We start from the raw sequence: 22,939 nt of genomic DNA on the forward strand, positions 1-22,939 counted from the left end.
CAATACAACATTAAATACAACTGTAAATATATATTTGTCAGTTATGTGTCAGTAAATTGAACCGACAAAACTTAATGATTTTAGTGAGTGATTAAAACACGTCTTATGAAAGCATGTGATCTTTAAAGCCTTTCAAAAGAAAGGGGGTATAATCATAAGAAATGCTATCAAGATCATTATGGTTATGAGTTTTGAAGGGGTTTTGAGTTTTGACGGTTGCTGCTTTTATATAAAAAAATAGCAAAAAATAAAAACATTATATTTCAAGTGGTTAGTATTTTACAGATCTCTAAAAAACAACTCATATTGATAATACAACCTATAAATTCAATCAATAGTATATGTTTCGAGGGGGTTTTGACAATTTTTGCACCTTCAAAACCTATAAGCAAAATGAATATACATAACTCTTTTTAAACAAAGCTTTTGAAAGCTATAAAGCTATCATTTGAGATTGCGATATAATCTTTTAAAGGCAATCCAAAAAAAGCATATTCACTTTAAGAGGGGATTTCTTATAAGTCTTAAAGCAATCCAAAGTAGAGTGTTTAAAAGTGCAAATGATTTCTTTTTAGAATAACGCATAATAAATCATTCCTTTTAAGATTGTATCTAATAAACTTACAAAAGAGGTATAGATTATGGTTATAAGACTCTATACCCCTTATAATTAGTATGCCCATTATAAGCATGCTTTATAGGCTTATTCAGTTTCTCTTATTTCTAATTTTGGTAAGTTCTTAACAATTTTCATTGTCTCTAAACTTACAGTAATAACCCTTTGAAACAACTCCAATGGATAAGCAGGGTTTCCAATGGTTTCAACAGCATAGCGATTGGCATCATTCACAATGCCACTTTTTTTATCTGTTTTAACACATTGACGCCCCATAACCCATTCAAGAGCGGGCTTGCCATTGACGATATATTCATAAGCTTCAAGAGGAATGTCTGTTATAATGATGTTGCTGTTATAAATAACTGTAGATTTATCCTTTTCCTTACTGTCCTTAATTTTTGCGAATTTCATTTCAGTTACATAATAAAACTTTTCTGGATTAGAGATATCAGTCTGTTTAGGATTGCCTTTTTTAAATGAGACTGGATAAGGTTTCACATCTTCATAATTTACATGCAAATGGCCCAATTCACGACCTGCTGTAACAAACATCCAAAAATCTTCAACGCTTTTTACACAAGGGATACGAGGCAATTCCTTGCATAAATTATCAGCATAACGATTACGATAATCTTCTGAATGTAAAATCCCATAAACATAATAGAATAGATCATCTTTCGTGATAATCTCATTAGGATAAGCAGCTTTAAAATGGTCTAGTCCTTCATCTGTAATGGCATCACGCCTCTGTAAACCAGTTGTTTTGCTATCTTCTGTAGAATGCGTAAATAAGTGGGATTGTTTCTCACTTTTACTTTTTAATACCGTAGTATCTTCATAGATATATCTTGGAAAGCATTGCCCATTACTTATCACCTGAACATCAGTCAAAACATTACTCATCAAAACAGAAAAGCCCCCCATCGCTCCTATGCCTGTAACATGTATCACTTTATTTTCAACCGCTTGTCCTATCGGAAATATCCGCGGCATTTGATAGACTCTCTCGTTGAAAGTACGGTTGTAGTATAGCCACTGTTGTGTAAAAGGGCGATAAAGGCTTTGAATAAGGCACGCTTCTTCAAGTTTAAAAAACTTTCCCCTTACTAATTCTTGTTTAACATTATGACTCCAACTTATCTTTTTTTCATCTGTATTAACAAAGTAATCTACAGCCTTTGTACGTATTTTACGGTCAGTATGTGGATAGGTATCATTAAACCGTTCTGCTTCACTATTATAAAAGGCAATCGTATTACTCATGTTTTGTGATAAAGCTTCACGACTGGAGTTATAAGCCCAAGTATCGCGAGTAGTTATAATTCCACGGGAAAAAGTTTCGAATAGCCTTTTATTATTACCCTTTTTATCACCTAATGTTAGAAAGGCGGCAAAACTGTTATCAAGTTGATGTATCCAATCCCCATGCTCGTTTGGTGTAATCACTTGCCAGCCCTTTTTATCCGTAATGCCGCCAACACTACCAAAATACTCAAGAGCCGTAAGTTTTTCTTTTGTTGTGAGATTATTACCAATGTCATGGTAGTAAATTTTACACTCTCCAGAAACATTAGGGTTTTTGATAAATAATGTCACAGCAATACCCGTCATGCTACCATTGCCAAAAATATTTTCTCCTTCTTGAGAATTATTTTTATTCATCATATTTTTACGAATATCACCCCGTAAATTAAGCACGTAAATACTCGTAAATTCTTTAGCCAAAGATTTTCGTAAACCGTCCATTGTTGGCTTTTCTATGTAACCAGAACCAGAAACAAAGCCGATTACTCCAGCATTATCAATACGGTCACTAGCCCAACAAATAGCGCGGATATAGCTATCATAAAGATTTCGCATATTCACTGCTTTTGATTGAGCTATATAAGTCTCACGGATACGATCATCTAATATAGAATAAGTGATGTTTTTTGCATTGTCATTGGCACTTTTTTGCCCTGTTGAATAAGGAGGATTCCCAAAAATAACTTTGATATTCAGATTTTTCTGATGTTCTAAATATTCACTGTTTGCTTTAAATAATTTTTGTAGCAGATTTTTTTCTTCAAGCATCCGAAACGTATCAGTTAAACCAATATGCTTAAAAGGAATATATTCACCTTTCATAAGACTATGATAAGTCGATTCAATGTTAATCGCTGTTATGTAATAAGCCAGTAAAACAATCTCATTGGCATGGATATCATGACGGAACTTATATTCCATATCCTCTGGTTTTATCAGTTTAGATTGTAAGAGCCGTGTGATAAAGGTACCTGTTCCTGTAAAGGGGTCAAGAATAGAGACACCCCGTGATCCTAGACTTTTTCCAAATTCATTGCGTAAGACATCATCAACAGAATGAATGATAAAATCCACAACCTCAACGGGGGTGTAAACAATCCCAAGCCTATCGGTGGTTTTCTTAAATGCTTTGGTAAAAAAATCTTCATAAAGCTTGATAATAAGGTTTTGTCTTGCTTGGGGGGGAGGTAATCCCAGAGGCACGGAATTTCACACTGTCATAAAACTCTTGTAACTCTTTCGATACTTGCTTGATATTGGTTTTATCCAACTCAGCTAAAATCTTTTCCATCGCTTGCGAAATAGCATTGTTTTGGATAAATTCATTGCCATCAAATAAGGCTTCAAACACGGGACGAGTTACCAGGTGCTGTGCTAACATCTCAAGCGCTTCCTCTTGTTTGATATCACTGTTTAAGTTGTTTTTTAGTTCTTTGTGAAAGCTCTCAAAAGCATAATAGGCTTTACTGGTTTCATCAGAAAGAATGGTTTGAAGGCGTGTGATATGGTTTTGTGCAATCTCAGCAACATTGCCAGCCCAGATGCCCCAATAATCCGCAAGGGTAAATTTCTTAGCCAAAAGAGTTTTAAGGGCATGAGGAAACTCTTTATAAAAGGATAATCTTCCTGTAACGCTATGAATGTATTTTTGTGGTTCATAGGCAGCTTTTCCAATATCAAGCCCCGCGCTTTCTGGTTTCTCATAAACATGGATTTTATCTTCAACCGTCGTCATACTCTTTAAGGCAGCAATTTCTAAAGTATGACTTACGTCTTGACCTAAAATCATCTGGTTAAGGGTTACCTCAAAGTTCTCATCATGAGAAAGCAAAGCATTGATCACTTGCCAAACAACACCGTATCTTTTGTTGTATTTTAAAACCTGTTCAGCAGAAACCCCAGCCGGTATCCCAACCGGTAAAATGATATAACCTCTCTTCTTGCCCTTGGCACGGCGCATGATACGCACCACCGCCTGTATCACATCCACTTGGCTTTTGCGCGGGTGTAAAAACATAATCGCATCAAGAGCAGGAACATCAACACCTTCAGAAAGGCATCTTACATTGGTGAGCACACGGCAAGTATTTTCCCCCGCACCTTCCCTTTAACCAATCAAGAGCTTCATTGCGTTTCTTGGCACTTTGTGTTCCATCAATATGCGAAAAGGTACATTGAAGAGGCGGGGTATCTTTATAGAGCTTATGAAGATTAGACAATTCTTTCTGTATCTCTTGAGAGTTGAATGTATCACGGATACGTTCAGACGTCTTTATGTCTTTACAAAAAGCCAAAGCCCGCCGCATGGGATTGGGGTCATCCCTCAAATCAACTTTTAGATCTATTTTACTCAAGGCTTGATAACAGCCTATGATCTTGGTCTTATCATCAAGAATAAGTTCATAATCATCATTGGTCATCAGATGTTGAATGAATTCACTCACTTCCTCTTCATTAACACCCAAAACAATAATTTTATAAGGAACTAAGAGTTCATTATTCACGGCTTTAGAGAATGTGTAGGTATAAAGCTCTTTTCCATAGAGCGCTTCATCATCCATAGATGTCAGAATGCCATTCATCTCATGGGCTTGCTTTTTGGCACTATCAACAAAGATCTTAGGCGTTGCCGTCATATACAAACGTTTTTTACCCAAAATGATGCTGTTGTCGTGAACCTTGACAAACTCAGATTCATGCTTGTCTGTTCCCAATACAACCCCAGTTGTTCTATGGGCTTCATCACAAATGATTAGATCAAATTCGGGTAAATCATATTCCTTTTGCGCATCGGAAATCACTTGAATGGAATGATAGGTCGAAAAGACCACGGTCATCACATCAAGAGAGGTCTTATTGGCTTTACGAGCAAGTTCTTTTGCATCCGTTGTTGCCGGCAAGACAAGATCAGAAGCATCAAGACCAGATTCATCATCATGTTTACTTTTACGACGCTTGCCCACTTGTGTATCCGAACACACGGCAAAGGAACGCAAGGGCACTTCTGTATCAATGGTCCATTCACGGATTGTTTGTGACATCAAAGCAAGAGAAGGTACCAGAAACAACACACGCTTGCCTTTTCCAGCTATTTGTTCTGCTATCTTAAGACTGGTAAAAGTTTTCCCCGTCCCACATGCCATAATAAGCTTGCCACGGTCTGCTTCTTGCAAACCTTCACAAACAGCCTTCAGTGCTTCTATCTGATGATCTAAAAGCTTTTTTTTCGGTTGCTCTTTAAGGACGGCTTGTCCTCTTTCTTTATAAGCGCCCCAATCGATTTGACTGTTTTCTAAATCAAACAGATTAATCTGTTGAATACGAACTTCTTGACCATCACACGTATTGTTAGCATTATCACTCCAATTGCTTTCGGTGCTATCAACCAGTATGCGACGGGTGAATATTTTCTTCCCAGAGGCAGCAATAAAGCTATCAATATCTTCTTTTTTAATGATGTGAGAAGCATCATAGCATTTACATTGAATAGCCGCATAACCTCCTTGATCACGGATTGTAACGACCAGATCAATACCGATATCACGCCCATCTTCATCATGTTCCTCAGCCCATTCCGAATAAGTCTGAACCTTTTCGTATTCCTGCTTTTGAAGAGGGTCTTCAGAGAAATAATCCTTCACAAGATTTTCAAACAGCGTTCCCAATTCACAGGGTGATTTAGCCTTTTCACGGTAGAATTCTAAGAGAGAGCGTAAAGTGACTTGTTTGTTATCAGACTTAACAGATTGAAGCATATTAAGATAAACTCCATTGACGCGTGGTATGATCAAAGATCACAAAGAAACGGAATGAAGTCTATTAAATTGATTCAAAAGAAATATCGATAACAAAATGAGACAAAAACACACGAAAACTCATAAATTGCTTAAAATTAAATTTTATAAATGCTGCTTATAAGCAGCAAAATAGTGGAATTTGCTGTTCGTTTCACACATCATTCAAGACAAATGCACTATGTGTTTAAAAACATCAGAATGAGTATTTTGATAGGTTTTATGAGTGACTTTAATAAATAGGTTTTGACGGTGCAAAAATTGTCAAAACCACCTCGAAACCTATATCATTAGTTGAATTCATGGGTTGTGTTGTTGATATAGGTTGTTTTTTGAAGATTTGTAAAATATTAACATATTGAAATATAACGTTTTTATTTTTTGTTATTTTTTATATAAAAGCAGCAACCGTCAAAACTCAAAACCTCTTCAAAACTTATAGAGATTAATTTTGGTTATTATTGACACAAGGTTGAACGTTGCTTCTTTTTAAAAATTATAAAACAAAAAACCTCAAAGATCATTCGTGACCCCTCTGTTGCTACGATAAGATCTTTGAAGGTTTGAAGGATAACAAAAAATTATCAGCGTTTCATTGTTTTGTGCTGTTGCTTTTGACAAAAGGATTCCATTCATAGCGTATGGTAGGTCGACCGCCTTTAGAGCTATTTTCACTTGATATTTGACGAATATGATTAGAACGGCATAAAATCTCTAGAGCTTGTTTTAGAATGGCATGATCTTTTAAACCTCTCCAGTCACGTTGATGAATATCACGTAAAGTAAAAACATTTGGTAAATGATCACAGCGTTCAATAATCAATTTTGCACAATCTTCTATAGAGGCATTCCCCGCCGCATAAAGCCTTTTAACATGGCTTAACAAATATTTTTCCCAACGCAAGGCTGTTTGAAGAGCATCTTTATTGATTTCAAAACGCCCCCCTTCGGTCAGTTCAAAAATCAAGGCAAGGCTTGCTATGGTTTTGGGCATTTTTAAAAGATGTGATTGTAAGCTTTCAGAAAGGTTATTCTCTTTAGCTTCTTTAAAAATCTTTTGCATCCACTCACGAAAAATTTCTTGAGCTTCAGTAGAAAAGCGCATCACAAGCGGGCGTTCTGGAGATCCAAGGGGGTTATCATAAAGAGAATGGAACACCCCTTCATCATAAGTTTTCCATGCCTCTTGATTAGGGTGTCTATCAACCCATTGCCAATCTTTTGTCTCATCGGGCCACACCAGCATTTGAAAGCGTTGTAAAAAACCATTATTGCCTTTGCCATATAAAGCATTGCGTATAAAGGGTAGAATGCGAGAGGGTTGAATGCCTCCTATAATGGAAAGAGTTGCATTGGGAATAAAAATGGTTCCACGCCCGATACGGTCATAAGTAAATTGACCATCTCCATTAAAAGCTTCGAGATAAAAAGCACGGTCTGTTTGATATTCCTTTTTCTCCAAATTGGCTAAAAAACAGATAATTCATCACGGACCATTAAGAGATCACGGGGAGGCTTCTAACAATTCCCCAAGCTTTTCTACACTCGTATCATTGATAATAAGACGTCGTTTATTAAGCGTGTCATCATCATTTTTACGAGTAAAAAACTAAGTGGTGTGCAAAGTAATTATGCTAATCATATTCGCAACATTAGAAAAATAATAATTTATCATTACTTACTGATACAGAGCGCAGTATTGTAAAAAATAATTTGCTTCAATTACCAAATAAATAAAAATACAATTGATTAAGGAAATTTTTGCTTTGTATGAAGCACACGTAAAATACGCACAACGCCATTTGAAATATCATAAATCATGATATAATTTGGATTTACAATAAGTTCACGGGTATTTACAATTCGTCCTAAACGACCAAGAGTGGGAAATTTAACAAGTTTTTCTACCTTTTCAGATAAAAGTTGATCAAACTTTAAGGCAGCAGAAGGATTATCTTGTGATATGTATTCACGTATCTTTTTGCGGTCAACGTGTGCTACTTGTGTCCAAATTAGCTTCATAAAGTTGATCTATCTAGTTTACTTTGTATTTCTAAGCGCCATTCCTTTGCTTCTGCTTCCGCTTCTTCAGAAGATATTATATCGCCTGCATTAGCAGAATTTATTCCTAATTGGACTTGTTCCCGAAACCATAAATCATGCGCACTTTTTTCTTTTTGTTCTTTTACAATTTCGCGCATATAATCCCGCAACAATTGTGCACCAGATCTATCGCATGCCTTTGCTGCTTTAGAAAATTCATTTTTTAATACATCATCAACGCGAAAGGTAAATGTTGTTTCAGCCATTTTACCACCCCTTAATGTGTTACAATATAGTTCTGATGTAATACATTTTTACTATTTCTTCAATAGCTACTGTTAGAATAGATATTTTATATCTATTTTGCATTTTCATAGGTTTGAAAGAGACTCCCATACATTCACGGGCTCTGATAACAATCCAGACAGCAGAGAGAGACCGGTTTCAATGCCTTCACAAATGACAAGATGTTTTGGATTTTCTTGACTTAAGTGCACAGCACCGCCCATGACAGATCCCAACATGGCTTTTGCTGGTTTCTGATCTGTTTTGCAGCCATTGGCTTGTAAAAAGGTTCTATGAATGGCAAAAGAGCCAGCCCCCTTAACAAGCGCCACCAACGCGGGCAATGTCATTCCTAATGGGGGTGGACATTTGTTGTGAAAGCGTAAATAAGGAAATAAGTCATAACAAATACCCCGATTGCGTAAATAGGTTTCTGCTAAAGTATCTTTTATTGGTTGGCTCTGTTGCCAAATATTTTGTGCTCTTTCTGCTTTCTGTTTTGATAAAGAAAGCCCATGATCATAAGTTTTATCAAAAAAGGCTTGTTTCCCAAGCAAGCCAATTCTTCTAAGCGCTTGTATGATCTCTTTAAAAGAGCAGCCAGCATAACAATAGAGTAAGAGACGCCCATCATGTCCATTAGCAAGGGATAAACTAGGCAATTGATCATCATGGGCTGGACAGCGGGCACTTCCATAATGCCCATGCCAAATCCCCCGCAAGGCATTTGTGATGCCCTCAGAATTTTCATAAAACATATTATTGTCCTGTTACTTGCGTCACAGAACGGATTTTGCTATTCATTATTTGAGTGAAAATGGAAAGCCTTGTCCGTCCTTACGTGACAAGGTTTTCTTTTATGCGACGTCGTTATAACGTTGCTGTTTTGCTTGCTCTATTACATTCAAAAGATCTGATTGTAACCAACGCGATAAAAAGCCAAATTTTAAAGGTTTTGGGAGAGAGCCATTGGTCACATGACGGCGGAATGTTGAAACACTCATATGAAGCAATTTTGCACTTTCACGGTCTGTTAAAAGAATATCGTTTTCTGTCATATTAAAATCCTTTCAAGAGTAAAAAATAGAAACAAATCATGCCTATTTATTAAGCACATTTTGGTTGTTTTTTGAAGGTATTTTAATCATAAAAAACAATATATTATTATACATTTTCTCATGTGGTAATTTATGAGAATTATTGAAAGGGAATGAGAGAAGAGAGAGCAAGTTATCCACAGATAATGGGGTTATACACCCCATATCTTAAGATTGACCGGTGACATAAGCCGCCCATTTATCCATATAAACACGGCGCTGTTCTAAATAATCAGTCCGACGATAAGCACGTTCTACTTTACCCCCAACCGTATGACTTAAAATAGTTTCAGCGACCTCATAGGGGGCATCGGTTGTTTCAGCAAGCCAATTGCGTAAACTAGAACGAAAACCATGCGGGCAGGCTTTTAATCCAGTCTGTTGCATGTATTGTGACATACAATTTGCACCAAGCGCCCCCCGACCTGTTGCAGAAAAAAAGAAATCGTTGCGAGAAAGCAAACGCGCTTGTTTTAAAATGTCTAATGCTTCTGATGATAGAGGCACACGAAATTCTTTTGTGGTATCCCGTTTTCCTTTCATATTCTCAGCAGGAATAGTCCATATATCCCCATCAACTTGATCTTTATGAATATGACATAAAGGATTGGTACGAACGCCTGTCAAAATAAGCAAGCGCAAAGCCAGTTGTGTTAGGGTTGATGCTTCGCAAAGCGTTTGATAAAAAGCGGGCACCTCTCTCCAATCCATTGCTGGTAAATTTTGGACTTTATGGCGTTGTTTACCTAAGAGCGCGCGTGCTTTTTCTGTTGCTTGTAAATCAACATTCAATCCTAATGCAGCCGCATGTTTGAGACAAAGATTAAGACGTATCAATGCTGTTCGAGCAGTTCCAGCTTTTATATGCCAGATAGGGGCAAGAACATTGCGTATCTCTGTTTGCGTAATCTCAGAAACCGGCAGACAGCCTAATTTTGGTAAAATATGCAGTTTTAAAGGTGAAAGCCAATCTCCAGCCTTGCCATCATTTTTTAATTCAGCTTTACGACTTTCAAAAGCATCCAACGCGATATCTTTTAAATAATGGAGATTACGCATTGCTTCACGCTTTTGTTTGTTGCGCTCTTTAATAGGGTCACGACCCTCACGTAAAACAGAACGCCATTGGTTTGCACATTCGCGAGCTTGCTTTAAAGAGACATCTCTTAAAGCGCCCAAGCCCATTTCACGACGGCGCCCGTGAATGGTATAGCGATAAAGCCATTGAGCACCACCATCTTTACGTTTATGAAGAAGCAAGCCGGCACCATCATTATATTTTCCAGCCCCCAATGTTGCGACAGACCTTGCATTAAGACGGTTCATAAGAGCCATTTTTAGTAGTCCTTTCTTTAACAATTTTTACCCACACGCCAGCCCCGCTTTTGACGTGCAAGGGAATGATTTTGATTGATTCAAGATAAACAGCTTTGAAATGAGAGAATCTTACGTTATTCGGGACTCTAATTCAATATGAACAACGCTAGATTTCCATTATAAATCAATGTGTTATCAGGTTCATTAGCCACGGCATTGGAAAGTTTTGCAGAAGTGAAGCAGGCAAGTGACAGCGCAGTGAATGTCTCGACAGAAGCTAAGAGGTTAGCCAATGAATCAAAATCGATTGCTGAACGTGCAGAACAAACAGCAAGAGAAGCTTCTCAAACAGCTATGGAGACGACCCAAGTAGCTGCGACAGCGGTAGCGACGAGTCATGAAGTAAAGACGGTAGCGACCCAAGCAAGTCTTAAGGCGGATGGAGCCAAACAGACAGCGGATGATGCCAAGGATATGGCAGAAAATGCAAAAGGGTTATCGGAACGGGCGACATCTTCAGTGACAGAGCTCACACAAAGAGTATCACAGGTAGAAACATCTGTAGAGACAGCCTTAACAGAGGTAAGAGACAGCAAACAGACAGCAGAGACTGCGAAAGAGACAGCGGAACAATCTTTAAAAGAATCGAGTTCTGCGAAAGCCACGTCAGTTATGGCGTCGACGACAGCTAATACAGCCAAGGGGCTTGCAGAAGAGGCAAAAGTTTTATCGCAAGGTGCAACAGCTTCAGTTACAGAATTAACCAAGACAGCACAGCAAGTTCAAATGAAATCTGATGAGGCGTTGAAGGATGCAAGGGAAGCGAAAGAGACAGCAGATAGAGCTTCGTCGAAATCAGAACAAGCTCAACAGGATGCTTTAGAGGCTTCTAAACTAGCCAATGAAGCGAAGGTAGCAGCAGAACAAGCCTTACAAGCTGATAGACAAGCTATTCGTGAAGGGGATACAACGACAAAAAGTTTGGTAGAAGCAGTTCAGAAGAAGGCTGAAGAGGCGCAAGCACTTTCACAAGAGAGTAAGAGTATATCTGAAACCGCAAAAAGTTTAGCGGAAAAAGCGAACACGGCATCTACAGAAGCGCAAAAGACAGCAGAACAAGCTCTCAGTGAAGCTACAGCAGCAAAATCAACGGCGGATATGGCGTTTAATACAGCGAATGATGCGAAGGGAATTGCTGGTGAAGCCAAGACATTATCAGAAGAGGCAAAGAAACTTGTTCAGGAAAACAAGGATGCTTTTGATGAATCGAATAAAACATTTGAAGAAGTTAAAGGATTAGCGGAAACGGCATTATCAACAGCCAATACAGCCAAGCAGAAAGGTGAAGAGATAAGCCAGAAAGCTTCAGAAGCATTAATGAAGTCTGGTGAAGCCAAGAGCTTAGCAGAGGAAGCGAAAAGCGCGGCGGATAGTGCAAAGAGGCAAGCAGAAGAAGCCCAACAGAGTGCAACAGAAGCCACGAGACTAGCTAATGAATCTAAGGCAGCATCTCAAGTTAGTATAGAATCTATAAAGAGCATAGCAGAAGATGCGAAGAGTAAAGCGGAATCGGCAGAGAATATTGCACAAGAAGCCAAAAGTGTTTCTGATGATGCGAAGAAGGCTGTTGATGTATTCCAAACCCTTGTAACGACGTTACAAGAGACAGCTGTGAATGCAAAGAGTAAAGCCGAAAGCGTAGAGACAATTGCGCATGCAGCAAAAGCCACGAGTGAACAAGCGGTCAGTTTATCGACAGAAGCAAAGAAGATAGCCGATGAATCCAAGTCTCTTGCCGAAGGAGCAGAACAAACAGCGAGAGATGCAAAGCAAACAGCCATGGAGACGACGCAAGTAGCTGCGACAGCGGTAGCGACGTGTCATGAGGTAAAACAAACAGCACTCAAAGCGACAACGTTTGCAGAAACAGCCAAGCAGACAGCAGAGGAAGCCAAGGGTATAGCAGAAGAATCTAAGGGACTAGCAGAGGGGGCATCTACCACAGCCAATGATGCAAAAGGTCTTAGTGAAACAGCATTAACAGCCGCTAATCGAGCCGATCAGAGGGTTACAGAGGTAAGAGAAGAAGTCTCACAAGCTGTTACGAGTGCAAAGGAAGCAAAGGATGGGGTCACAGCAGTAACAACTTCAGTAAATGAGGTAAGAGAGACAGTAGAACAAGCACGGGCAGAGGTCACAAGTGTTAAGGCAAGCGTATCTGCTATAGAAATGACGGCAAGAGAGGCTAAGAGCGCATCAAGTGAAGCCAAACAAGTTGCAGAAACGGCGGCGAATACGGCGACAGAATCTAAGGGATTAGCAGAGAGGGCATCTAGTGTAGCCAATGAAGCCAAGAGTGCAAGTGAAACAGCACTCTCAACAGCGGGTGAAGCGAAACAACTAGCGTCAGAAGCTAAGAAGCAATCGGCACAGGCGATCACTTTAGTTAATGAGGCAAAAGGTCTTAGTGAAGAAGCCAAGGATTTAGCGGATAAAGCAAGGGCATCATCTACAGAGGCGCAAAAGAGTGCAGAGCAAGCACGAGCAGAAACAACTGGTGTGACAACAATGGCGACCACGGCGTTAACAACAGCCAATGATGCGAAGGGGAGTGCAGAGGAAGCCAAGAGCATAGCAGAAGAGGCAAAAATCATTGGAGAGAGTGCAAGTAAGAAATCAGAACAAGCAGTACGGGATGCAACAGAGGCAACAAGGATAGCGGGAGAGGCAAAAACGGCGGCAGAACAGGCGGTACGTTTAGGAGAGGGTGCAGGACAAGTTAATACAGAGGCTGTCAAGAGCTTAGTGGAAGAAGCCAAGAACAAGGCAAGTGAAGCACGCCAAGTAGCCGATAGTGCGAAGTCTATAGCAGAAGAGGCAAAGAAGGTAGCTGATGGTGCACAAAAGAAGTCATCACAGGTAGAGACAGTAGCAGGTGAAGCCGAAAAGATAGCGAAAGAAGCAAAAAAGACAGCAGATGATGCCGAACATCATGCGAGGCAAGCGCGTAGTGAGGCAGAAACTACGAAAAGTATAGCTCGTGACGCTAGTAGTACAGCTCACAACGCGAAGGAAGCAGCCAATAGCGCTAAGACTACCGCAAATTTAGCGAGTGTGCACTCAGAAGAAGCCAAGAAACAAGCCAAAGCCGCTGAGACACGAGCCAATGAAGCTAAGGATGAAGCCAATAGAGTCAAGCAGCTAGCCAATAGTGCAAAATCAACAGCAGATAGTGCGAAAAGTCTTACCGAACAAACCAAACAGTCTTTAAACACGATAAATCAAGAATTTGGTGCTGTAAAGAGATCTTTAGCAACGGTAATAGCGACGGCGAATTCTACGAAGAGTGCTGTAACTGTAGTTCAGACAGAAGTTTCTCAAACAAAAGCGCTAACGCAAGATATAAACAATTTACTGAAACATTCTAATTTAAGTGTTTTATCAGTTTCTAGCCCGTTTCTTGTGGCGACTGGAAAAAAACAAGTCACTTTGAAACAAGGAACATCTATTGCCCTTAATTTTAATAATGTATCCTGGTTGCGCTATGTAAATGATAAAAGAATAGATATTCCCCAAACTCTTTCACCAGGAAAGGACTATTATTTATATCTGGTATACGATACGAATAAAAATAAGGAGGAATTTATTTTGTCATTTAACGCAACCTATCCAGATAGCTATACAGCGAATAATTCCCGCAAGATAGGAGGGTTTCATACGCTTTGTGCGGATGTTGGCACGATTACAGGACACCCCTTATCAGGCTATAGAGCAGGGGATATATTACCGAATTCTGTTTGGTGTCTCAATCACCGCCCGCATAGTTCCCCCGAAGGGATGGTTTATGACCCCTCTACAGACCTTTGGGTAGATATTTATCTTCAATCGGGAACGGGCGCAAATACCAAATCGGCTTATGGCGCTCTTGTCACCATCAATCGTAGCTATAGCGACCATGTCTCAGATATGTTGCGTGTCAAGAAATTTTTACTGAATGATTTGGAATTTTCTTCTGCTCTGTATGGAAGTAATGAAAAAACGAGTATTACAGGCAACAAAGCGCCTTCATCAAAGACAGCAGGAGGTCATGTTGATACGGCGAATAGGCGAATGATCTCGCATATAGGGTGCGAGGATGGTTGTGGTTATCTTTGGCAACTTTTATCAGGAAGGTTCCCGCTGTCCATATTCTATAGAGTACGTTCTCAGATTGAGATGAGGGGATTAGTAGGTGGTGGAGATTGGAGTAGTGATGTGAATAGTGGACGTTTTTCCCGAAGCACACACACTCTCTCTAAAGACAGTGAACAAGTCACCACGCGTGGCTGTAGTCGCCCGCGTCATTTTGTTTAGGAGGGGTAGATGATAGATTATCCAGAACATTTAAATAGTAAGCAAGATTATTTAAATATGCTTTCTTTTAATAAGGAAGAAACGGTCAGAAGGCTCAAAGATCTTTTAGAGACGCGTTTTTATTGGGTTTTAGTTAAGGAGCTCAGTGAGGGAGAAGAGGGGATAGAAGATGATACGCATAAGGTTTGTGTGACAACAAGCATTCCGTTTGATCAAGATGGTGAGTTTGTAGAAAAGCGTTGTCAGTATGAGTTACAGGAAAGCGAATATGCGCGGCTCTTTCATCTAGGCTTTAGTGTTGAAGAAGTCGAACAGTTGATCAAAGAGCATAGCCAATAGAAGATTATAAAAGAATATTTTAATCCAGCCCCACATCAGTGGGGCTTTTTTTATGGAGGATCAGATGAGAAAGATATCGAAAGAAGGTTTAGAGCTTATCAAACAATGGGAAGGCTTGCGTTTAGAGGCTTATAGAGATGTAGCATGTATCTGGACGATAGGGTATGGTCACACCAGTAATGCGGGTCATCCGCTTGTCAAAAAAGGCATGTGTATTAGCCAAGAGGAAGCAGAAAAAATCCTTTGTGAGGACTTAAAGCAATTTGAAAAGACAGTAGAGGAATCTGTAACAGTTTCGTTAACGGATAACCAATTCGCAGCCTTGGTGTCGTTTTGTTATAACGTAGGAACGAAAGCCTTTTGCAAGTCGACATTGTTGAAGAAGCTTAATCAAGGGGATTATGAAGCCGTTCCTAGTGAATTACAGAAATGGAATAAAGTGGGGGGCAAGCCTCTTGTAGGTTTAGCCAACCGTCGAGCAGCTGAAGCTGGTTTGTGGGCAAAAGGATCTTACATTGCTTCGAATTATGAACGTGTAGAAACGCGTAATGCAACCGGTCTTTTAAAGATAGAAGCACTAGCGCCGATTATAGGTTCTTTTTCAGGTCTTGGCGGTTTGTTAGCAGGCAATGGACCAATCCAATGGGCATTAGCAGGCATCATGGTCTTAGCAGCTTGTACAGGACTGGTGATTGTTGCCAAGCGGTTTAAGGAGCAGCGTTTGTGATTTTCTGGTTTAAAAGAAATCTGTCTCTTTTGTTAGCGGCTTTAGCCGTTTTTTTTATAGCTTTAGCCAAAGCGTTTCAACTTGGCAAGAAAAGTGAACGGCAAAAACAAACAGAGCATAGTTTAAAGACAGCGACAAGCCGTTTTGAGGTAGAAAATGAAGTTAATAAGAAAAGTGATGCTAGTGTTCGTTCTGCTTTGTCTCGTTGGATGCGCGGTCAATAGGAGAGTTTCTTGTGTTGGTTGGTTGCCAATTTATTTAGACAAGCAAGATCTGAACGCGATCAGTCCCAATCTAGCAAGAGATATATTGAAACATAATCAACAGGGAGCACGCTCATGTGGTTGGCAAAATGAGTAGCAATCAAAATAAGCGGGGAAAAGACCTTTCGGAAACAGAACAACAGCTGCTTCACGAGATGATAGAAACCTATCAAGGCTTAAAGATGATGTCTCGCATTATGAAGTGGATAGCCTTTGCTATCTTTATCTTTGTAATGGACTTTTCGCGTTTTATAGACGCCATAGAAAATAGCTTCTCACACTTCAAAAAGTGGATAACAAAAAGTTAGAGTACTTTTAATTTTTCATACAATTATTCTTTGAAAAGGTCTGAGTGAGTTCCAGTGCGAATAAGATGTAATTTATCTCCTTCAATTCGATAAATAAGCAGCCAATCTGGTTCGATATGACTATCATGACATCCCGCCCAATCACCCTTTAGTGGATGATCACAATAATGCTTTGGTAATGGCTCCTCTTCAATTAGCAGACTTAACAGTGTACGCAGCTTATTCATATTTTTACCGCGTTTTTCCGCTTTGCGCACGTCACGTTTAAATTGTCGTGAGCGAACAGGTATCAGCATATTAAATACCTAAGTCCTTAAAAAGAGCATCAGCATTTTTAAATGTCTCACCCTTACCCTCGTCTAATTCCTTTATAGCTTTACGTGTGACACTATTAGGTACTTTAAGCTCGAAAGGTAAACAACCTTCTTCAGCGACACGCAAGAATGTTATGCGGATAAGGTCTGATGCACTTAATCCCATACGTTCCAAAGTAATCATAGCTTGTTTTTTCATTTCAGCAGGAATGCGAGCGCGAACAATAGAATCGGCTTTCATGATTAGTACCTCCATTCATAATCTTTATTATAATGTAGCTACATTATGGCTTCAAGTCAATTTTTTAGAATTAGAGACCCTTTGGACAGCCGGTATGGCAAAAAAAGCACCTCGAAAAGAAGTTCTGATTCGCAATAATTGAAAAAATTTTCGAAAAGATTTGTTAGAATCAGAAGAAATCTTTCTTCTCTAATAGGACTTTTTATATGCTTACATCTTTTGGTAAAATCTTACGTAAACTTCGCGTTGATCACTCAGAACGTCTCTTAGATATGGCTGAGAAATTAGACGTATCTGTATCATTTTTATCTTCAGTTGAGATTGGTAAAAGGTCTGTACCGGTTGGTATGGAAGAAAAGATCATAGAGCTTTATGGTTTAGATAAAGCGACTGCTTTACAGTTAAGAAAGCAAGCCTATGCATGTCGAAAGAGTTTCACAATAAAACCTTCTGATTCATCCAAAAGTGAATTTGTTGGTATGTTTGTTAGAAACTTAGATAATTTTTCACCACAAGGAGTAGCAAGGAGTAGCAAGATTAAAAGAGTTTTTGGAGAAAGTTGGCAAAGAAACAGGGGTCCTATAAAGGCATGTTGCAAAACCCTATTCCCTAACTTTTATTCTATCTCCCCTAACCCTAAAAAAGGGTATGAAGAACAATAAGTTACATAAGAAGAAAAAGCATATGGTGGGCGATGAGAGACTCGAACTCCCGACATCCTCGGTGTAAACGAGGCGCTCTACCAGCTGAGCTAATCGCCCAATGCAATGATCAGCAACTGAATGGGTTCTCTTTAAGGAAAAAATTTTCTAAACGCAAGAATAAAGATGGTATTTGATAATTTTTTTAAAAAATGCATAATCCTTCTTGACATAAACGTGTGAACGCCTTACACGACCGCTTGTACCAAGAATAAATTGGTACAAAAAATGCGCGGGTGTAGCTCAGTTGGTTAGAGTGCTGGCCTGTCACGCCGGAGGTCGCGGGTTCGAGCCCCGTCACTCGCGCCATTTCTCGTTTCCTTATGGGATTTCTCTTTAAGATATTCATGTGTTATGAATTGGGTAGTGAAGTGTCTGCTTTTGGCGGAGTATATTTTTTCTTCCTTTTTACATGGTTTATAAGAATAGGGCTTGCGTCTTTCTTTGCTCTGCGTTACCTATGCCGATAGGAAAAGTATCGCTCTATGTACCTTTTAAGCATTATGGGTAGAATGAATAGAGCGATTATTGAATTTGTCTGTTTGATCTCGCAATATCGAGTCATTGTGTTAAGTTCAGGCATTTCGTTATGATGGAAGAGGGTTATGGCTTATTTATTGAGCTCTTATTTGCCAGTCTTGATTTTTATTATTGTCTCAGCAGTTATTGCTGGGGTTTTGTTAATTACGCCTTACATTGTAGCATATCGTTCTCCCGACCCTGAAAAGTTATCGGCTTATGAATGTGGGTTTAATTCATTTAGTGATGCACGCATGAAGTTTGATATTCGTTTCTATTTGGTTTCAATTTTGTTTATTATTTTTGATCTTGAAGTTGCTTTTCTTTTTCCTTGGGCAGTTTCATTTAATTCGATAGGTATGTTCGGCTTTTGGTCGATGATTGTGTTTTTAGCGATTTTGACTATTGGATTTATATATGAATGGAAAAAAGGAGCTCTTGAATGGAATTAAGATCTAATAATTCAACGATTACAGCTCCAAAACCAAAAGGAATCATTGATCCCAATACCGGTGAATTGATAGGATCAGATGATAAGTTTTTTCGTGATATTAATGCGGAATTATCAGATAAAGGTTTTTTAGTTACCTCAGCAGATGCTTTGATTACTTGGGCGCGTACTGGTTCTCTCATGTGGATGAGTTTTGGCTTGGCTTGTTGTGCTGTCGAAATGATGCAGTGTTCCATGCCTCACTACGATAATGAGCGTTTTGGATATGCTCCACGCGCTTCACCCCGCCAATCAGATGTGATGGTAGTTGCAGGTACTCTAACAAATAAGATGGCGCCAGCTTTAAGAAAAGTCTACGATCAAATGCCGGAGCCGCGTTATGTGATCTCTATGGGATCGTGTGCAAATGGTGGTGGATATTACCATTATTCTTATTCGGTTGTACGTGGGTGTGATCGTATTGTGCCTGTGGATATTTATGTTCCAGGGTGTCCTCCCACAGCGGAAGCATTGCTGTACGGTATATTATTACTGCAGAAAAAAATCCGTCGTACGGGTTCTATAGAGCGATAGGGGCTTCATTGTTATGATGAATGAAACATTGGTTGAACTTGCTAGCTATTTGAAAGACAAATTAGGCGATAAGCTTGAAGAAACCATTCTTGCATTTGGTGAATTAACGATAATATCGCGTCTTGATGCAATTACAGATGTATTACTGTTTGTTCGTGATGATTCTCGCTGTCAGTTTATTAATATTACAGATATTAGTGGAGTTGATTATCCCTCTCGCGATAAGCGTTTTGATGTTTCTTACCAACTCTTGTCTCCTCGTGAGAATGTGCGTTTGCGTGTTAAGGTACGTACTGATGAAAATACCCCCGTTGCTTCTGCGTGTTCTATTTATCCTGGGGCAGAGTGGTATGAGCGTGAGACGTATGACATGTATGGGATTTTATTTTCAGGGCATCCTGATTTAAGGCGTATTTTAACGGATTATGGTTTTGAAGGACATCCTTTACGCAAAGATTTTCCTGTAACTGGGTTTGTTGAATGTCGTTATGATAATGAGGCAAAGAGAGTCATTTATGAGCCAGTTGTTTTACGACAAGAGATGCGCAGTTTTGACTTTCTTTCTCCGTGGGAAGGAGCACAATATGTTTTACCATATGATGAAAAAGGAGATGTCAAGGAATGATATGGGAGCTGATAAGTCTTGAGATTAGGGTGTAGGTCTTCAAAATACCAGTTTTGGGTGTAATAAGAGTTTTTGTTAACGTTTGATATGAAGTTTTTTAAAAAGCAAGGGGTTGATTGTGGCTGAGGTCAATGTTCGAAACTTTAATATCAATTTTGGTCCGCAGCATCCTGCAGCGCATGGAGTTCTGCGCATGGTTTTGGAATTGGACGGTGAAGTTGTTGAGCGTGTAGATCCGCATATTGGATTATTGCATCGCGGTACTGAAAAATTAATGGAAACAAAGACCTATCTTCAAGCTGGTCCTTATTTGGATCGTTTAGATTATGTTGCTCCTATGAATCAAGAGCATGCTTTTGTGCTTGCTATTGAAAAATTATTGGGCGTTAAAGTTCCAAAACGAGGGCAATTAATACGTGTTTTGTTTTCTGAAATTGGGCGCATTCTTAATCATTTGCTTAATGTAACAACGCAGGCAATGGATGTTGGTGCATTGACACCGCCACTTTGGGGATTTGAGCAACGTGAAAGACTGATGATTTTTTATGAACGTGCGTGTGGAGCACGTCTTCATGCTAATTATTTTCGCCCTGGTGGAGTGCATCAAGACTTACCAGAATCTTTAATTGAGGATATTGGTAATTTTATTGATCCATTTCTTGTTGCTCTTGGTAAACTGGATGCCCTTATAACACCAAATCGGATTTTCAAACAGCGTAATGTAGATATTGGTGTAGTGGGTATTGATGAAGCTTGGGCGCGTGGTTTTTCTGGGGTCATGATTCGTGGAGCCGGTGTTGCATGGGATTTGCGTAAGAGCCAACCTTATGAGTGTTATGATGAGATGGAATTTGATATTCCCATAGGCAAGAATAGTGATTGTTATGATCGTTATTTGATTCGTATGGAGGAAATGCGTCAATCGGCCAAAATTATGCGCCAATGCGTAGATCGTTTGTTGAGTACGGAAAAAAAGGGACCTGTTTCGAGTTTAGATCGCAAAATTGTGCCCCCAAAGCGGGGTGAAATGAAAAGTTCGATGGAAGCGCTTATTCATCATTTTAAACTTTATACAGAAGGTTTTCATACACCTCCAGGTGAGGTATATGTAGCTGTGGAAGCTCCAAAGGGTGAGTTTGGGGTTTATCTTGTTTCTGATGGAACCAATAAGCCTTATCGTGTTAAGTTACGTGCTCCTGGTTTTGCTCATCTTCAAGCCATGGATTTTTTAACTCGAGGGCATATGTTGGCGGATGCGACAGCTATTTTAGGTTCAATTGATATTGTTTTTGGGGAGGTTGATCGCTAATGTCCGTGCGCCGTCTTGCAGATGATGTTTATCAACCCGCAGATTTTTCTTTTACAAAAGAAAATCAGATATGGGTACAAAATACCATAAAGAAGTATCCTGTAGGGCGTGAACAATCTGCGGTGATTCCATTATTAATGCGTGCTCAAGAGCAAGATGGCTGGGTGACACGTGCTGCAATTGAGCATATTGCGCAGATTCTTTCCATGGCGTATATCCGAGTCCTAGAGGTTGCCACTTTTTATACTCAGTTTCAACTCAAACCAGTAGGGACAAAAGCGCATATTCAAGTGTGTGGTACGACTCCTTGTATGTTACGTGGATCTGATGAATTGATTAAAGTTTGTCAGAAAAAAATTCATCATGATCCTTTTACAACCAATCAGGATGGAACATTATCATGGGAGGAGGTGGAGTGTCTTGGTGCTTGTGTTAATGCTCCTATGGTCATGATTTTTAAAGATACTTATGAAGATCTTACAGCAGAACGTCTTGAAGAGATCATCGATGCATTTGAAGCAGGAAAAGGTTCTGAAATAACGGTTGGTCCACAAAACAGTCGTCAATCATCGGAACCGATTAGTGGTTTAACTTCTCTTCTTGAGGACGAAGAAAAAAGGAAGTCTCTCAAATCTTTAAAGAAAAAGGATCATAAGGAAATGGGGTCTAAGTGAGATATTTTTTTTGAAAAGATATTTCATTATTTTATCCATATTATAACAACGTTTAATTGAAAGTAGAAAGTTTTAAGAAGTTTTTAAAAAATTGCATTTGAGGAAAAGCTAAAAATGCTACGAGTAATAGAGAAAAAGGTGGGGTATGCTCGCTGATAAAGATCGTATCTTCACCAATATTTATGGTTTAAAAGACAAATCGTTAAAGGCTGCGATGTTGCGTGGGCATTGGAGTGATCTAAAAGAGATTATTGATAAAGGTCGTGATTGGATCATCGATGAAGTGAAGGCGTCAGGTTTACGTGGTCGTGGTGGAGCAGGTTTTCCTACCGGAATGAAATGGTCCTTTATGCCCAAACAAAGTGATGGTCGTCCTCATTATTTGGTTGTAAATGCGGATGAATCAGAACCTGGAACATGTAAAGACCGTGATATTTTACGCCATGATCCTCATACTCTTATTGAAGGATGTGCAATTGCTACTTTTGCCATGGGAGCAAATGTTGCTTTTATTTATATTCGCGGTGAATATATTCGCGAGCGTGAAGCACTTCAAGCGGCTGTTGATGAGTGTTATAGTGCCGGTTTATTAGGTAAAAAAACGAAATACGGGCATGCATGTGATATTATTATTCATCATGGTGCGGGTGCTTATATTTGTGGTGAAGAGACGGCTCTTCTCGAGAGTCTTGAGGGAAAAAAAGGACAACCTCGGCTTAAACCACCATTCCCTGCCAATATGGGAATTTATGGATGTCCAACAACTGTCAATAATGTAGAGTCTATAGCCGTTGTTCCAACGATTTTACGTCGGGGTGCTTCGTGGTTTTCATCAATTGGACGTACAAATAATGTTGGAACGAAATTGTTTATGGTTTCTGGGCATGTAAATGCACCTTGTACATTTGAAGAAGCTCTTGGTGTTTCTTTTCGTGAGTTAATTGAAAAACATACTGGTGGTATTCGTGGCGGATGGAATAATCTTTTAGCAGTGATTCCAGGAGGTGCTTCTTGTCCTGTTGTTCGTGGAGAAGAGATGGTTGATGCGATCATGGATTTTGACGGGATGCGCGATGTCGGGT

18 protein-coding genes, 2 tRNA genes and 4 pseudogenes are annotated in these 22,939 nt (G+C 39.4%); 14 read left to right on the forward strand and 10 right to left on the reverse strand.

What is annotated here, in order from left to right; all coding sequences use genetic code 11:
* Positions 1-703: 703 nt before the first annotated feature.
* The 7 genes and pseudogenes from FS875_RS07290 to FS875_RS07320 all read right to left on the reverse strand — a co-directional run bounded on the left by FS875_RS07290 (position 704) and on the right by FS875_RS07320 (position 10,478).
* Positions 704-5,679, reverse strand: a pseudogene (locus tag FS875_RS07290) (DEAD/DEAH box helicase).
* Between the two features lie 631 nt (positions 5,680-6,310).
* Positions 6,311-7,309, reverse strand: a pseudogene (locus FS875_RS07295) (DUF3987 domain-containing protein); the annotation flags it as partial.
* 158 nt (positions 7,310-7,467) lie between these two features.
* Positions 7,468-7,740, reverse strand: coding sequence for a type II toxin-antitoxin system RelE/ParE family toxin (locus tag FS875_RS07300; protein ID WP_144755043.1), 273 nt, complete (start codon positions 7,738-7,740; stop codon positions 7,468-7,470).
* A complete protein-coding gene (locus FS875_RS07305; RefSeq protein ID WP_144755046.1) occupies positions 7,737-8,027 on the reverse strand; it encodes a CopG family ribbon-helix-helix protein in 291 nt (96 codons plus the stop codon). Before FS875_RS07305 ends, FS875_RS07300 begins: the two co-directional genes overlap by 4 nt.
* Before the next feature lie 114 nt (positions 8,028-8,141).
* Positions 8,142-8,804: pseudogene (locus FS875_RS07310) on the reverse strand (DUF7146 domain-containing protein); the annotation flags it as partial.
* 99 nt (positions 8,805-8,903) lie between these two features.
* Positions 8,904-9,104: a helix-turn-helix transcriptional regulator gene (locus FS875_RS07315; RefSeq protein WP_007347430.1), complete on the reverse strand. Its 201-nt coding sequence runs from the start codon at positions 9,102-9,104 to the stop codon at positions 8,904-8,906.
* A 207-nt stretch (positions 9,105-9,311) separates the two neighbouring features.
* On the reverse strand, positions 9,312-10,478 hold the full coding sequence (locus tag FS875_RS07320; RefSeq protein ID WP_144755053.1) for a tyrosine-type recombinase/integrase: 1,167 nt from the start codon (positions 10,476-10,478) through the stop codon (positions 9,312-9,314).
* A 171-nt stretch (positions 10,479-10,649) separates the two neighbouring features.
* Between FS875_RS07320 and FS875_RS10600 the strand changes: the two genes are divergently transcribed.
* The 5 genes from FS875_RS10600 to FS875_RS07355 all read left to right on the forward strand — a co-directional run bounded on the left by FS875_RS10600 (position 10,650) and on the right by FS875_RS07355 (position 16,450).
* Complete coding sequence (locus FS875_RS10600) at positions 10,650-14,813, forward strand: phage major tropism determinant (protein ID WP_246067884.1); 4,164 nt, start codon at positions 10,650-10,652, stop codon at positions 14,811-14,813.
* A 9-nt stretch (positions 14,814-14,822) separates the two neighbouring features.
* Positions 14,823-15,152 (forward strand): hypothetical protein, encoded by a 330-nt coding sequence (locus FS875_RS07335; RefSeq protein WP_144755056.1) that lies wholly within the window; start codon positions 14,823-14,825, stop codon positions 15,150-15,152.
* A 64-nt stretch (positions 15,153-15,216) separates the two neighbouring features.
* Entirely contained in the window at positions 15,217-15,879 is a 663-nt protein-coding gene (locus FS875_RS07340; protein ID WP_144755059.1) for a lysozyme, read from the forward strand.
* Positions 15,876-16,103: a hypothetical protein gene (locus FS875_RS07345; RefSeq protein WP_144755062.1), complete on the forward strand. Its 228-nt coding sequence runs from the start codon at positions 15,876-15,878 to the stop codon at positions 16,101-16,103. The genes FS875_RS07340 and FS875_RS07345 overlap by 4 nt, the downstream gene beginning before the upstream one ends.
* Positions 16,104-16,219: 116 nt before the next feature.
* On the forward strand, positions 16,220-16,450 hold the full coding sequence (locus tag FS875_RS07355; protein ID WP_144755067.1) for a hypothetical protein: 231 nt from the start codon (positions 16,220-16,222) through the stop codon (positions 16,448-16,450).
* Between the two features lie 23 nt (positions 16,451-16,473).
* On the opposite strand, the gene FS875_RS07360 is transcribed toward FS875_RS07355, so the two are convergent.
* Both FS875_RS07360 and FS875_RS07365 read right to left on the reverse strand, forming a co-directional pair.
* Complete coding sequence (locus tag FS875_RS07360; protein WP_144755071.1) at positions 16,474-16,746, reverse strand: type II toxin-antitoxin system YafQ family toxin; 273 nt, start codon at positions 16,744-16,746, stop codon at positions 16,474-16,476.
* A 1-nt stretch (position 16,747) separates the two neighbouring features.
* Positions 16,748-17,005 (reverse strand): type II toxin-antitoxin system RelB/DinJ family antitoxin, encoded by a 258-nt coding sequence (locus FS875_RS07365; protein ID WP_144755074.1) that lies wholly within the window; start codon positions 17,003-17,005, stop codon positions 16,748-16,750.
* Between FS875_RS07365 and FS875_RS10610 the strand changes: the two genes are divergently transcribed.
* Both FS875_RS10610 and FS875_RS07375 read left to right on the forward strand, forming a co-directional pair.
* Complete coding sequence (locus tag FS875_RS10610; RefSeq protein WP_246067885.1) at positions 17,004-17,147, forward strand: hypothetical protein; 144 nt, start codon at positions 17,004-17,006, stop codon at positions 17,145-17,147. The two genes, FS875_RS07365 and FS875_RS10610, sit on opposite strands and share 2 nt — an antisense overlap.
* Positions 17,148-17,211: 64 nt before the next feature.
* A pseudogene (locus FS875_RS07375) lies at positions 17,212-17,529 on the forward strand (helix-turn-helix domain-containing protein); the annotation flags it as partial.
* A gap of 161 nt (positions 17,530-17,690) precedes the next feature.
* Here the strand turns inward: FS875_RS07375 and FS875_RS07380 are convergent.
* Positions 17,691-17,766, reverse strand: a tRNA-Val gene (locus FS875_RS07380).
* Between the two features lie 172 nt (positions 17,767-17,938).
* Between FS875_RS07380 and FS875_RS07385 the strand changes: the two genes are divergently transcribed.
* From FS875_RS07385 to nuoF, 7 genes are all read left to right on the forward strand, one after another.
* Positions 17,939-18,015 (forward strand) — tRNA-Asp (locus tag FS875_RS07385).
* Positions 18,016-18,311: 296 nt separating this feature from the next.
* Positions 18,312-18,677, forward strand: a complete 366-nt coding sequence (locus FS875_RS07390) for an NADH-quinone oxidoreductase subunit A (RefSeq protein ID WP_144755077.1) — start codon at positions 18,312-18,314, stop codon at positions 18,675-18,677.
* Positions 18,668-19,249, forward strand: coding sequence for a NuoB/complex I 20 kDa subunit family protein (locus FS875_RS07395; RefSeq protein ID WP_144755079.1), 582 nt, complete (start codon positions 18,668-18,670; stop codon positions 19,247-19,249). The genes FS875_RS07390 and FS875_RS07395 overlap by 10 nt, the downstream gene beginning before the upstream one ends.
* A 16-nt stretch (positions 19,250-19,265) precedes the next feature.
* Complete coding sequence (locus FS875_RS07400) at positions 19,266-19,874, forward strand: NADH-quinone oxidoreductase subunit C (protein WP_144755089.1); 609 nt, start codon at positions 19,266-19,268, stop codon at positions 19,872-19,874.
* Positions 19,875-19,992: 118 nt separating this feature from the next.
* Positions 19,993-21,183 (forward strand): NADH-quinone oxidoreductase subunit D, encoded by a 1,191-nt coding sequence (locus FS875_RS07405; RefSeq protein WP_144755081.1) that lies wholly within the window; start codon positions 19,993-19,995, stop codon positions 21,181-21,183.
* Entirely contained in the window at positions 21,183-21,857 is a 675-nt protein-coding gene (nuoE, locus tag FS875_RS07410; protein ID WP_144755083.1) for an NADH-quinone oxidoreductase subunit NuoE, read from the forward strand. Before FS875_RS07405 ends, nuoE begins: the two co-directional genes overlap by 1 nt.
* Before the next feature lie 145 nt (positions 21,858-22,002).
* Positions 22,003-22,939 (forward strand): NADH-quinone oxidoreductase subunit NuoF (gene nuoF / locus FS875_RS07415; RefSeq protein ID WP_144755085.1); only part of this gene is annotated, 937 nt, incomplete at its 3' end.

The sequence above is a fragment of the Bartonella saheliensis genome (assembly GCF_902162175.1).

What these genes read in the sequence shown, in the direction of transcription:
- FS875_RS07305 (WP_144755046.1), bottom strand. Translation starts at nt 8,027, where the DNA reads ATGGCTGAAACAACATTTACCTTTCGCGTTGATGATGTATTAAAAAAT.
- FS875_RS07400 (WP_144755089.1), top strand. Translation starts at nt 19,266, where the DNA reads ATGAATGAAACATTGGTTGAACTTGCTAGCTATTTGAAAGACAAATTA.
- FS875_RS10610 (WP_246067885.1), top strand. Translation starts at nt 17,004, where the DNA reads ATGATTAGTACCTCCATTCATAATCTTTATTATAATGTAGCTACATTA.
- FS875_RS07315 (WP_007347430.1), bottom strand. Translation starts at nt 9,104, where the DNA reads ATGACAGAAAACGATATTCTTTTAACAGACCGTGAAAGTGCAAAATTG.
- FS875_RS07360 (WP_144755071.1), bottom strand. Translation starts at nt 16,746, where the DNA reads ATGCTGATACCTGTTCGCTCACGACAATTTAAACGTGACGTGCGCAAA.
- nuoE (WP_144755083.1), top strand. Translation starts at nt 21,183, where the DNA reads ATGTCCGTGCGCCGTCTTGCAGATGATGTTTATCAACCCGCAGATTTT.
- FS875_RS07395 (WP_144755079.1), top strand. Translation starts at nt 18,668, where the DNA reads ATGGAATTAAGATCTAATAATTCAACGATTACAGCTCCAAAACCAAAA.
- FS875_RS07340 (WP_144755059.1), top strand. Translation starts at nt 15,217, where the DNA reads ATGAGAAAGATATCGAAAGAAGGTTTAGAGCTTATCAAACAATGGGAA.
- FS875_RS07335 (WP_144755056.1), top strand. Translation starts at nt 14,823, where the DNA reads ATGATAGATTATCCAGAACATTTAAATAGTAAGCAAGATTATTTAAAT.
- FS875_RS07390 (WP_144755077.1), top strand. Translation starts at nt 18,312, where the DNA reads ATGGCTTATTTATTGAGCTCTTATTTGCCAGTCTTGATTTTTATTATT.
- FS875_RS07300 (WP_144755043.1), bottom strand. Translation starts at nt 7,740, where the DNA reads ATGAAGCTAATTTGGACACAAGTAGCACACGTTGACCGCAAAAAGATA.
- FS875_RS07320 (WP_144755053.1), bottom strand. Translation starts at nt 10,478, where the DNA reads ATGGCTCTTATGAACCGTCTTAATGCAAGGTCTGTCGCAACATTGGGG.
- FS875_RS07365 (WP_144755074.1), bottom strand. Translation starts at nt 17,005, where the DNA reads ATGAAAGCCGATTCTATTGTTCGCGCTCGCATTCCTGCTGAAATGAAA.